This window comes from Curtobacterium sp. MCBD17_034, from assembly GCF_003234515.1.
GTDB lineage: Bacteria > Actinomycetota > Actinomycetes > Actinomycetales > Microbacteriaceae > Curtobacterium.
Genome location: NZ_QKTN01000001.1, coordinates 125,091 through 136,993 on the forward strand (window position 1 = coordinate 125,091; position 11,903 = coordinate 136,993).

General features: G+C 74.3%; 11 protein-coding genes. 2 read left to right on the plus strand and 9 right to left on the minus strand.

Annotated features, from left to right (window positions below; genetic code table 11):
* Nucleotides 1-17 precede the first annotated feature (17 nt).
* The 7 genes from DEI92_RS00625 to DEI92_RS00655 all read right to left on the minus strand — a co-directional run bounded on the left by DEI92_RS00625 (nucleotide 18) and on the right by DEI92_RS00655 (nucleotide 5,293).
* Nucleotides 18-821: an ABC transporter ATP-binding protein gene (locus DEI92_RS00625; protein ID WP_220037428.1), complete on the minus strand. Its 804-nt coding sequence runs from the start codon at nucleotides 819-821 to the stop codon at nucleotides 18-20.
* Nucleotides 822-826: 5 nt separating this feature from the next.
* Nucleotides 827-1,549: a GntR family transcriptional regulator gene (locus DEI92_RS16385; RefSeq protein ID WP_111011987.1), complete on the minus strand. Its 723-nt coding sequence runs from the start codon at nucleotides 1,547-1,549 to the stop codon at nucleotides 827-829.
* A 110-nt stretch (nucleotides 1,550-1,659) separates the two neighbouring features.
* Entirely contained in the window at nucleotides 1,660-2,646 is a 987-nt protein-coding gene (locus tag DEI92_RS00635) for an acryloyl-CoA reductase (protein ID WP_111011988.1), read from the minus strand.
* Nucleotides 2,647-2,676: 30 nt separating this feature from the next.
* Nucleotides 2,677-3,660 carry an aldo/keto reductase gene (locus DEI92_RS00640; RefSeq protein ID WP_111012369.1) on the minus strand — a complete coding sequence of 328 codons (984 nt, stop codon included), beginning with the start codon at nucleotides 3,658-3,660 and terminating at the stop codon, nucleotides 2,677-2,679.
* A 38-nt stretch (nucleotides 3,661-3,698) separates the two neighbouring features.
* The gene (locus tag DEI92_RS00645; protein WP_111011989.1) at nucleotides 3,699-3,959 is read right to left on the minus strand and encodes a Txe/YoeB family addiction module toxin; all 261 of its coding nucleotides are present in this window, start codon (nucleotides 3,957-3,959) and stop codon (nucleotides 3,699-3,701) included.
* Entirely contained in the window at nucleotides 3,956-4,207 is a 252-nt protein-coding gene (locus DEI92_RS00650; RefSeq protein WP_111010329.1) for a type II toxin-antitoxin system Phd/YefM family antitoxin, read from the minus strand. The genes DEI92_RS00645 and DEI92_RS00650 overlap by 4 nt, the downstream gene beginning before the upstream one ends.
* 57 nt (nucleotides 4,208-4,264) lie before the next feature.
* Nucleotides 4,265-5,293 (minus strand): 6-phosphofructokinase, encoded by a 1,029-nt coding sequence (locus tag DEI92_RS00655; protein WP_111011990.1) that lies wholly within the window; start codon nucleotides 5,291-5,293, stop codon nucleotides 4,265-4,267.
* Between the two features lie 123 nt (nucleotides 5,294-5,416).
* On the opposite strand from DEI92_RS00655, the gene DEI92_RS00660 reads away from it, so the two are divergent.
* Together DEI92_RS00660 and DEI92_RS00665 are read left to right on the plus strand one after the other, a co-directional pair.
* Nucleotides 5,417-6,388: a DNA-3-methyladenine glycosylase family protein gene (locus DEI92_RS00660; protein WP_375342528.1), complete on the plus strand. Its 972-nt coding sequence runs from the start codon at nucleotides 5,417-5,419 to the stop codon at nucleotides 6,386-6,388.
* A gap of 146 nt (nucleotides 6,389-6,534) precedes the next feature.
* A complete protein-coding gene (locus DEI92_RS00665) occupies nucleotides 6,535-10,086 on the plus strand; it encodes a proline dehydrogenase family protein (RefSeq protein ID WP_111011991.1) in 3,552 nt (1,183 codons plus the stop codon).
* Between the two features lie 116 nt (nucleotides 10,087-10,202).
* Here the strand turns inward: DEI92_RS00665 and DEI92_RS00670 are convergent, their stop codons facing one another.
* Both DEI92_RS00670 and DEI92_RS00675 read right to left on the minus strand, forming a co-directional pair.
* Nucleotides 10,203-11,000, minus strand: a complete 798-nt coding sequence (locus tag DEI92_RS00670; RefSeq protein ID WP_220037429.1) for a YqjF family protein — start codon at nucleotides 10,998-11,000, stop codon at nucleotides 10,203-10,205.
* Nucleotides 10,997-11,857 (minus strand): nitroreductase family protein, encoded by an 861-nt coding sequence (locus DEI92_RS00675; RefSeq protein WP_111010325.1) that lies wholly within the window; start codon nucleotides 11,855-11,857, stop codon nucleotides 10,997-10,999. The genes DEI92_RS00670 and DEI92_RS00675 overlap by 4 nt, the downstream gene beginning before the upstream one ends.
* Nucleotides 11,858-11,903 lie beyond the last annotated feature (46 nt).

Consider the following 11,903-nt stretch of genomic DNA (forward strand, 5'->3'; position numbering starts at 1 on the left):
GTGCCGCGCCTCCCGGCTCAGTCGGCGCGGCGTGCCTGCCAGCGTCCGTCGGTGCGCGTGATCGCGAGCGGGAACGCGAAGCAGGCGGACACGGCCTCGGACGTGATGACGTCGTCCGCGCGGCCCGCGGCGACCACTCCGCCGTCGCGGAGGAGCATCGCGTGCGACGTCGACGCGGGCAGGTCCTCGAGGTGGTGCGTCACCATGACGCTCGCGAGCTCGGGGTGCCGGTGGCGGAGGGCGTCGACCGTCTCGAGCAGGTGCTCGCGGGCCGCGACGTCGAGGCCGGTGGCGGGCTCGTCGAGCAGGAGCAGGCGCGGCTCGGACATGAGCGCCCGGGCGATGAGCGTGCGACCGCGCTCGCCCTGCGACAGGACGGCCCAGGACGCGTCCGACCGGTCGCGCAGCCCGACGTCGGCGATGTGCTCGAGGGCGAGTGCGCGCTGCTCGGGGGTCGGTTCCCACCGCATCATGAGGTCGGTCGTGCCCGTGAGCCCGGTCAGCACGGTGTCGAGGACCGAGAGCGGCGTGAGCATCCGGTGGCGCGGGTCGACGTGGCCGATGTGCTCGCGGAGCTCCCGCACGTCGGTGCGGCCGAGTCGCCGTCCCAGCAGGTCGACGCTGCCGGCGCTGGGGTGGCTCGTCGCGCCGAGCACGGCGAGCAGTGTCGACTTGCCGGCGCCGTTCGGTCCGAGGAGCGCCCAGTGCTCCCCGGCGCGCACGACGAGGTCGACCTCGTGCACGAGGTCGCGGCCGCCGCGGGTGACGCGGAGGCCCCGTGCGTCGACCAGGGGGCTGTCGGAGGTGGTGCTGGTGCTCACCCGGGTCAGATCCCGGGACCGGAGGTGATGACGAGCGCGGCTTCCTCGGGCTCGGCGGTCGCGAGGTCGGCGGCCCGGACGGCGTCGAGGTGGTCGGCCATGCCGTCGGCGAGGGCGCGGACGGCGGCGGCACCGGCCTCGCCGTCCCGGTCGGTGGCCGCGTGACGGAGGCTGGCGACCGCGTCCGCCGCGGCGGCGAACACGGGTTCGGCGCTGCCGACGGTCACGAAGCGCGCCCGGGCGAGGACCGAGGCGCTCAGCTTCGTGAGCAGCGCGTTGTCCGCGTGGTCGACGAGGAACCCGATGAGGGCGTGCACGTCGTCGTCCACGGCCCGGTCCCTCGCCGCGGCGTGGGTGCGGACGTCCGCGAGCAGGGCGTCGAGCGCGTCGGTGTCCTCGTCGGTGAACCGGGGGAACGCCCAGCGGGCGGCGAGTTCGGCGAACCCGAACAGCACCGAGAACGCCTCGTGGTACTGCCGACCGGTCGGGGTGGCGATGCGCGTGTATCGGTTCGCCTCCATCTCGACCAGGCCGTAGTCGACGAGCTTGGCGATGGCCTCGCGGATGGGCGTGCGGGAGACGCCGAGCCAGCGCACCAGCTCGTCGTCGTTGAGCCGTTCGCCGGGCTGCAGCGTTCCGTCGTGGATCGCCGCGAGCATCTTGTCGAACACCACGTCGCGGAGCAGGCGGCGCGGTGCGGCGTCGGCGGAGGGCTGGGGGACCGGCATGGGGGCGACCTTTCGGGCACGAGGGTCGGGACGCGTACCCGAATCCTAGGAGGTGATTTCACAATCACTTGACATGCAATGCGGGGGAACCCGCGGGCGAGGTGACGGTGTCAGGCGCGCACGTCGACGACCGTGCGCCCGTGCACCCGCCCGGCCAGGACCTCCCGGCCGACGGCGACCACGTCGGCGAGTCCCACGGCCGTGGTCACGCAGTCGAGCAGCGCCGGATCGAGGTCCGCGGCGAGGAGCGCCCACGCCCGTTCGCGCAGGTCGCGCGGTGCCGCGACCGAGTCGACGCCGAGCAGCGCGACCGAGCGCAGGATGAACGGGAGGACCGACCCGGCCATCCGCGCGTCCTGCGCCAGCCCGCACGCCGTCACGGCGCCGCCCCACGCGGTCTGCGCCAGCACGTTCACGAGCGTCGCACCCCCGACGCTGTCGACCGCACCGGCCCACCGTGGGCGCTGCACCGGACGGCCCGGGGTGTCGAAGTCGTGGCGGTCCACCACCTCGGCCGCTCCGAGCCGGCGCAGGGCCTCGGTGTGCTGCGGCCGACCCGTCGACGCGGCGACCCGGTGTCCCCGCGCCGCCAGCAGCGCGACCGCGATCGACCCGACCCCGCCCGACGCTCCCGTGACGAGCACCGTACCGGCGCCCGGCGCGACGAACCGCTCGAGCGCGAGCACGCTGAGCGCGGCCGTGTACCCGGCCGTGCCGATCGCGGCGGCCCGTTGCGCCGTGATGCCCGCGGGGACCGGCAGGAGCACCGCGGCGGGGACGACCGCGAGCCCCGCGTACCCGCCGTCGCGGGTCTCGCCGAGCCCGGCGCCGTTGAGCGTCACGAGGGTGCCCGGGGCGGGCGCGGATGTGCCGTCGCCGACCGCGCGGACCGTCCCGACGACGTCGATGCCCGGCACGAGCGGGTCGGCGCGCTGCACGCCCGGGTCACCCACCAGGGCCATGCCGTCCTTGTAGTTGACGCTCGAGTGCGTCACGTCGACCAGGACCTCGTCCGGGCCCGGTTCGCGGACGTCGTGGTCCTCCACGACGGGCTCGGTACCGGTCCGGACGACGACCGCGCGCGTGCGCTCGCTCACCGAGAGGCCCGACCCGCGGTCACGGGAGCGTCACCACCGGTCGTGCACGGACGCCCGGAACCAGCGGTCGTACACCTCGTGGACCCGCCGGTCGAGGTCCGTCCCGAGCGCCGGCAGCGACCCCGCCGCCGCGTTCGACCGGGCCTGCTCGACGTTCCGGGCGCCCGGGATCGCCGCCGTGACGCCGTCCTGTTCGACGATCCAGGCGAGCGCGGCCTGCGGGACGGAGACGCCCTCGGGCACGGCCGCGGCGAACTCCTGCGCCGCGTGCATGCCGTCCTCGAAGTCGACGCCGCTGAACGTCTCGCCCTGGTCGAACGCCTCGCCGTGGCGGTTGTACGTCCGGTGGTCCTGCGGGGCGAAGGTCGTCTCGGTCGTGTACTTGCCCGAGAGCAGCCCCGAGGCGAGCGGGACGCGGGCGAGGATGCCGACCCCGGCCTCCCGGGCGGCGGGCAGGACCGCGTCGAGCGGCTTGAGGCGGAACGCGTTGAGGATGATCTGCACGCTCGCGACACCCGGCCGGGCGATCGCGGTGAGCGCCTGGTCGGTCTCCTCGACGCTCACGCCGTACGCGGCGATGGAGCCGTCGGCGACCAGGGCGTCGAGCGCGTCGTACACCGCGTCGTCCTCGAACACGGCGGTGGGCGGGCAGTGGAGCTGCACGAGGTCGAGCGTGTCCTGGCCGAGGTTCCGGCGCGAGCGGTCCACCCACGTGCGGAAGTTGGCGGCGACGTAGTTCGCGGGGACCTGGTCGGCGCGGCGACCCATCTTCGTGGCGACGGTCAGCGGCACGTCCGGGTTGGCGGCGCGCCACCGACCGATGAGCTGCTCGCTCCGGCCGTCCCCGTACACGTCCGCGGTGTCGAACAGCGTGACGCCGGCCTCGGCCGAGGCGTCGAGGAGTGCCATCGCGTCGGACTCCGGCACGTCACCCCAGTCACCCCCGAGCTGCCACGTCCCGAGTCCGATGACGGACACGTCCCGACCAGTCCTGCCCAAGGTGCGACTCTGCATGGGGACGACGGTAGTCCGCGGCGCGCGGTCCGGCGTCATCACTCGTCGTGGTGGTACCGGCACTGCGCGATGAGGACGCTGTCGTCCGTGACGCGGTACACGAGACGGTGCTCGTCCGTGATGCGCCGGGACCAGTACCCACGGAACCCGTGCTTGAGCGGCTCCGGTTTGCCGATGCCCTCGTTGCCGTTGCGCGCGATGTCACGGAGCAGCCCGTTGATCCGTTTGACGATCTTCCGGTCCTGCTGTTGCCACCACTCGGAGTCGGCCCAGGCAGCGTCGTCCCAGACGTACTTCACTCGTCCAGGTCCCGCTCCGTGCCCTCCCCGCGCTCCAGGCGCTCGATCGAGGCGAGCAGCCGCCGGGCGTTCGCGGGGTTCCTCAGCAGGTAGGCGGTCTCCTTCAGGGACTCGTAGTCGTCGAGGGACACGAGCACGACCGATTCGTGGCCCGCGCGCGTGACCACGACCTCCTCGCGGTCGTCCGTGACGGCGTTGAGGGTCTCGGCGAAGTGGGAACGCGTCTCCGAGTAGCTGAGGATGCGCATTGTGACCTCCTGACGTACGCAGAATTGTACGTCGGCTGTGACGCCAGCGCCATGCGGTCAGCCGAACAGGATCGCCGCCTCGTCGTAGCGCTCCTGCGGCACCGTCTTGAGCTCGCCGATCGCGTCGGCGAACGACACGTGCACGATGTCCGTCCCGCGCAGCGCGACCATGCGGCCCCAGCGTCCCTCGACCACGGAGTCGATCGCCGCCATCCCGAGCCGCGTGGACAGCACCCGGTCGTACGACGTCGGGGTCCCGCCGCGCTGGATGTGGCCGAGCGTCGTGGCGCGGGTCTCGATGCCCGTCATGCCCTCGATGAGCGGTGCGAGGCGCTCGCCGATGCCGCCCAGGCGCGGGCGACCGAACGCGTCGAGGCCACGCTCCGAGTGCGCGTCGTCCTCCTGGTCCGGCACGAACCCCTCGGCGACGACGACGAGCGGCGCCCGACCGCGGTCGTGGGCCGAGCGCACCCAGTCCGCGATCTGCGCCATGCTCGTCTTCTGCTCGGGGATGAGGATCGCGTGCGCCCCGGCCGCCATGCCGCTGTGCAGGGCGATCCACCCGACGTGGCGTCCCATCACCTCGGCGACCATGCAGCGGCTGTGCGACTCGCCCGTCGTCCGGAGCCGGTCCATGGCGTCGGTCGCGATCTGCACCGCGGTGTCGAAGCCGAACGTGTAGTCCGTCGCGCTCAGGTCGTTGTCGACGGTCTTCGGCACCCCGACGATCTTGAGGCCCGCGTCCGTGAGGCGGCGCGCGGCGGCGAGGGTGCCCTCGCCGCCGATCGCGATGATCGCGTCGATGCCGAGCCGGTCGAGGTTCGCCGCGATCGCCGCGGCGCCCCCGTTCTCGCCCTCGAACGGGTTCGTCCGGCTCGTGCCGAGGATCGTCCCGCCCTGCTTGGCGATCCCCTGGATCTCCTTGCGACCGAGCGGCACGACGTCCGCCTGCACCACGCCGCGCCAGCCGTCACGGAACCCCACGAACTCGTGCCCGTGGATCGCGATGCCCTTGACGACGGCGCCGCGGATGACCGCGTTGAGCCCCGGGCAGTCGCCGCCGCTGGTGAGGATGCCGATGCGCATGAGGGAGCACTCCGTGGTGTCGGGCCCGGCCCGTCCGGCCGCGCGGTGGTCCCCATCATCGCGGACCGGGTCGACGACGGCATCCCCCCGCTTCCCGGGAGGCCCACCCCGGCCGGTTCGGCGATGTCACCGCCGCCACGTACGATCCTCCGCGTGATCGTCGAACCTGCCGCACCCCCGGCGCAGCGACACGACACCGTCTACCGGCCCGGGCACCACGTCGACGTCCGGGCCACGCTGCGCCCGCTCATGCGCGGCACGGGGGACCCTGCCTTCCGTCAGGTCGACGCCACGACCTGGCTCGCGCTCCGCACGCCCGCCGGTCCCGTGACCGTCGCCGTCCGCGCCGTCGGCGACGAGGTCCGGGTGTCCACCTGGGGCGACGGCGCCGAGTGGGCGATCGCGCACGCGCCGGAACTCCTCGGTCGGGGTGACGACTGGACGGGGTTCGACGTCAGCGGCAACGCCTTCCTCGCCGTGGCGCGACACCGTCAGCCGGGGTTACGCCTCTGCCGCACGAACACCGTCGTCGCGATGCTCGTGCCCGCGATCCTCGAGCAGAAGGTCACGAGCCGTCAGGCCTGGCGCGCCTGGCGGTCCCTCGTCCGGCGGTACGGCACCCCCGCGCCGGGCCCCGCCCCCGAGGGCATGGCGGTCCCGCCCGACGCCGACACCTGGGCGCGGGTGCCGAGCTGGGAGTGGCACCGGGCGGGGATCGAGCCCGGCCGCTCGGCGACGGTGATGCGCGCCGTGCGGGTCGCCGCGTCGCTCGAGCGGACCCTGTCCCTCGGTCGTGGCGGCAGTGTCGTGGCGGAACGCCTCATGTCGATCCCGGGCATCGGCGTGTGGACCGCCGCCGAGACCACGCAGCGCTCCCACGGCGACCCGGACTCACCGAGTGTCGGCGACTACCACCTGCCGGCCGTCGTGGGATGGGCGCTCGCCGGCGCTCCGGTCGACGACGACGGCATGCTCGAGCTCCTCGAGCCGTGGCGGGGACACCGGGAACGGGTCATGCGGCTCATCACGGGCAGCGGCTTCCGGAAGCCGTCGTTCGGTCCGCGCATGACGATCCAGGACCACCGCTTCCACTGACCGGCCGCACCCGTGGTCGCCGCGGCCGTGGGCCTCCCGCCGCGGCCCCGGGCCTCCCGGTGGGGGACGGGCGACACTCGGCCCGCGTCCACCGCGCGCCGGGCGCGCCCCCAGGTCCCGTCGGACCGCCCGAATACCATCGGAGGATGCCGGACCCGCGCCTCCAGGACTGCACCGACGACGCGGTCGCCCTCGTCCGCCGTTGGACCGCGGCGGCCGCGATGCTCCGGCCGGACGCCGGGGCCGTCCGGCTCGCGGGGGTGCTCCGCGACGAGCGCGGCCTCGACGTCACGCTCGGGTTCATCGACCGCGTCGGCCGACCGCAGGACCCGAAGGTCGCCGCGCAGCACCTCGAACGACTCGCGCGTGAGGTCCCGGACCCCGTCGCCTGGCACCTCCGCGGCGCGGCCACCGTCGGCGGTGGGTTCGCGCAGATGATGCCGTGGGCCGTCGTCCCACCGGCACGCCGTGTGCTGCGCCGCATGGCCGGACACCTCGTGGTCGACGCCGCACCAGCGCGCCTCGGCACCGCCCTCGCCAAGCTGGCGGTCCCGGGCACGGTGCTCGACGTCCTGCCGCTCGGACGCCCGGTGTCCGGTGACGACGAGTCCGACCGGCAGCTCCGGCGCACCATCGACCTGCTCGACCGCGACGACGTGGACCGCGTCACCACCTCGGTCGCCGTGGCGCTCCCGCAGCCCGTGCTCTGGGCGTTCGACGACACCGTCGTCCGCGGAGTCGAGCGCCTGCTGCCGCTGTACCGGGCGGCCGTGGCGGGTGGCAGCCGCGTCACGCTCCGGGTGGACACCCACGACGACCTCGACCTGACGCTCGCGGTGTTCCGGACCCTGCTCGACCGGCCCGAGTTCCTCGAGCTCCCGGCGGGCCTCACCCTGCCCGCCGCGGTGCCGGACACCCGGCGTGCCCTCGACGACCTCACTGCCTGGTCGCAGGCCCGCCGCGCCCGGGGCGGATCACCGATCACCGTCCGGATCGACGCCGGCGCCGCCGACCCCGTCGAACGGGTGGAGGCCGCGCTCCACGACCGCTCGCTGGCCACGTTCGGCACCACACAGGAGATCCAGGCGGCGACCCTCCGCCTGCTCGACGCCGCGCTGACGCCCGCGCGGACGGACGCCGTCCGGATCGAGGTCCTCGGGCACGACCTGTACGACCTCGCCACCGCCCGCGTGCTCGCCGAGCGCCGTGGTGTCGTCGATGCCCTCCAACTCGGCATGCTCCTCGGCGTGGACGGCACCCACCTGCAGGCCGTCCGGGCCGACGTCGGGTCGGTGTTCCTCGTCACGCCGGTCGTCGACCCCGACGAGTACGACGCCGCCGTCGGGTACCTCGCCCGGCGGTTGTACGACCTGGCGGACCCCGAGCAGGCCGCGGGTTCCTCGACGACGACCGACACCGCGAGCGCCGGGTCCGAGCAGCGGCGCGAGCGGTACCTGGCCGCGGTCGAGGCGCTGGACGACCCCGTCCCGTCGACGTTCCGCACCCAGGACCGCACGGCCCCGCTCGGACCCCCGCCGCACGTCGCCGACTTCCACAACGCGCAGGGCACCGACCCGACCATCCGCGCCAACCGCGCCTGGGCCGGCGAGGTGCTGCGTCGCGTGCCGGGATCGTCGCTCGGTCGGCAGACGATCCGGAACGCGGGCGTCGCCGACCGGAACCGGCTCGAGCGCATCGTCGCCGCCACCGCGCAGGCGGGCGTGAACTGGGGACGGCAGGACCCGCAGGACCGCGCCGAGTTGCTCGACCTCATCGCCCACGAGCTCGAGGTCCGGCGCGGCGACCTCGTCGAGGTCGCGGTCGCCGAGACGGGCCTGACGCTCGCCGAGGCAGACGCCGAGGTCGGCCGAGCCGTCGACGCCGCACACCACGCCGCCGACCGCGCCCGGCACCTCGCGGACATCACGGGTGCGACCCCGGTGCCGCCGCGCCTCACCGTCGTCGTGCCGACCTGGACCTCCCCGATCGCCGTCGTCGCAGGGGACGTCCTGGCGGCGATCGCGGCCGGCAGCGGTGTCGTGCTCAAGCCGGCGCCGGCCGCTCGGCGGACCGGTGCGCTCGTGGCCGACGTCCTGTGGGACGCCGGTGTGCCGCACTCGCTGCTCGTCCTCGTCGACCTCGACGTCGACCGGCTCGGCCGCGACCTCGTCGCCCACCCCGCGGTCGACCGCGTGCTCCTCACGGGCACGGCGGACACCGCGCGGTCCTTCGCCTGGTGGAGGGCGGGCCTCCCGCTCACCGCCGCGACGACCGGCACGAACGCGATCGTCGTCACGCCGTCCGCCGACGTCGACCTCGCCGTCCGCGACGTCGTGCGGAGTGCCTTTGCCCACGCCGGACAGGACCGCGCCGCGGCGTCGCTCGTCCTCCTCGTCGGTGCCGTGCGTGAGGACGACCGGTTCCGCCGGCTGCTCGTCGACGCGACCCGGAGCCTCCGCGTCGCCTGGCCGGACGACCCCGCCGCCCAGATGGGACCGCTCGTCGACGAGCCCCGGGGGAGCGTGCGGCAGGCACTCACCGAGCTCGGACCGGGGGAGTCGTGGCTCCTGCAGCCGGAACCCCTGGACGACTCCGGGCGGCTCTGGTCCCCGGGCATCCGCGACGGCGTCCGACCGGGCAGCACGTTCCACCAGACGCCCGTGCCCGCACCCGTGCTCGGGATCGTCGAAGCCGAGACCCTCGACGACGCGATCGCGATCCAGAACGGCACCGACTACGGTCTCGCCGCGGGCATCCACTCCCTCGACACCGACGAGGTCGCCCGCTGGCTCGACCGCGTGCAGGCGGGTGACCTGTTCGTGAACCGTGCGACGACCGGCACCCTGGTCCGCCGACAGCCCACCGGCGGCTGGAAGCGCTCCGCGATCGGCACCGGCACCAAGTCGGGCGCCCCGCTGTCGGTCGCGACACTCGGCCGCTGGGAGCCCACGCCGCACACCCCGCACGGGAGCATCCGACTGCACGGCGTCCCCGCGCGGGTCGCGGCCGTGATCGAGGCCGCGCGGAGCGGCCTGACGTTCGAGGAGTTCGACCGGGTGCGGTCCGGGGCACGGAGCGACGTCGTCGCGCGCTCCACGGAGTTCGCCCGCTCGGCGGACACCGCCGGTCTCGGGATGGAACGCAACGTGCTCCGCTACCGGCCCCAGTCGGTCATCATCCGCGCGTCCGAGGGCACGTCGGCCGGTGACCTCGTCCGCGTGCTCGTCGCCGCGACCGCCGCCCGCGCCCACGTGCTCGTCAGCACCGCGGTGCCGATGCCCGGCAGTCTCGTGCAGCTCTTCGCCGGCCCGCGGTCCCCGCTCGACGTCGTCGACCACGTCGTCGAGTCCGACGACGAGTGGCTCGGGCGCGCGGCGGCCGGCGCGGTGTTCCGCGAGCAGTGGTCGTCGGACGAGCCCACGCCCGAGGACGAGCTCGCCGCGGTCCTGTCGCCGACGTACGAGCCGGTCCCGCACACCGCGTTCGGCGGTCCCGGCGCCCGGATCCGCCTGCTCGGCGGCGACCCGTTGGCGCTCGAGGAGGCCCTCGGTGCCTCGATCGACGTCGCGGTGCACGCGGGCCCCGTGGTCGAGGCCGGACTCGTCGAGATGCTGCCGTTCCTCCGCGAGCAGACCGTGACGATCACGGCGCACCGGTTCGGGGTGCCGGACCGGGCGTTCGTGGAGCTGCGGGTCTGACGCGGTCGCGCCGGTCGCGCTGGTCGCGCTGGCCGCGCTGGTCGCGCCGGTCGCACCGGTCGCACCGGTCGCGCCGGCCGCGCTGGTCGCGCTGGTCGCGACCGGCGGACGTCGGCTCAGGCCGTCCCGCGGGCGAACGACGTCGTCACACCGGGCGACCACAGCACGGAGTCCGGCGGGACGTCGGCGAGCGAGCGCGGCAGCCCGACCTCGCCCATCAGGTCGTCGTGCACCGACTCGGCCGTCGCGTGGTGCAGGGGCCAGGCCGGGTGCTCGTTCGGCCAGAATCGGGTCGCCCCGAAGCGGTGGACGTGCATGCCCCACCGGGCGGTCAGGAACTGCTCGAGCGGTGACGGTTCGGCGATGGGCGCACCGACGTGCACGGCGAACCGCGAGCGCGCCGAGGACCCGTGGCGCCGCATCGCGTACGCCACGCGGCCGCCCTCGCCATGTCGGCCAGCGGCGGCACCCCGGCCGTGCGTCCCGTCCGCGCCCCACCGCGTCGCCGCGTGCGCCCAGTGGTACGGCAGCCCGAGCATCGCCCGCGCCGCGACCGCCGGCAGGAACCGGCCCGCGTCCAGCGACAGGAACACGACGCCGTGCCGCCCCCGGTCGTCGACCGTGTAGACCCGCACGTTGACCTCGACGAACGTCCCGAGCCGCCGCATCGGCGCGAGCGGCGGGAACGCGGTGTCCGTGAACCGGAACCCGATGAGGCCGACCCAGGTGGTCACCCCGTCGTCGACGCCGTCCGCGCCCATGGTGTCCGGTCGGACGCCGGCCGGGAGGAGCGGGGCCACGGCCGACACGTCGACCCGCCAGTGCAGGAACACGACGTCGTGCCACCCCTGCCGGATGAACGCGCGGCCGGGCAGTGCCGGGGCGGTCGTCAGGACGGGAGCGATCCCCGTCACGACGCGTCCCTCCCCGAGGTCGTCGCGTCGGCCGCCGGGTCGTCCTCGATCGGCGTCACGAGCGGTGCGTCGTCCCAGCCCGTCTGCGGCGTGCGACACGTCCCGCGGAACACGTACTGCGACGGCCGCTTCCGCTCGTTCGACACCCAGTCGATCGCCGGGCGGCGGCGCTCGGGCGGCAGGTACCCGAGCCGGTACACGGCCATGAGCTCGAGGTCGTCCGGCACCCCGAGGACGTCCTCGACCTCGGCCCAGGCGCTCGGGATCTCCATCGGGAACGACACGAACTGGATGCCCATGCCGAGCTGGGTCGTGGCGAGCCAGATGTTCTCCATCGCCGCGCCCATGCTGAACACCGAGTAGAAGGCGTTCGTCTCCTCGTGCCGGTACTCGTGCCGGTCGAGCATCACCCCCATGAGCAGCGGCGAGCCCGCGACGAGCTTCCGGTTCTCCTCGCCGAGTGTCTGCGGCACCCGCAGGGTGTTCATGAGCTTCTGACCACGGGGCGTGAACACCTGCTTCGTGAACGGCCGGAGCGGTGCGGGCAGCTTGTCGAACAGCATGCCGTCGCGCCGGGCCTCCATCTCGGCCTTCGAGAACCGGAAGTACGGCTTGTACCGCTCGAAGAACGTGCCCTCGGCCATCGTCCGCGTCATCGACGAGCCGCTGATCGCGGCGATCCGCTCGATCGTCGGTCGCTCCTCCACGAGCACGAACCGCCACGGCTGGCTGTTGAGCTGCGAGGGCGCGCGTCCGGCGAGCTCGATCAGCAGGCGCTGGTGTTCCTCGGAGACGGGATCGGGCAGGAACGCCCCGTTCGTCGTCCGTCGCCGTCTGATCGCCTCGATGAGCTCCACTGCCGCTGTCCTTCCCGGCGGTCGGACGGGAGGCCCGGTGCACGCG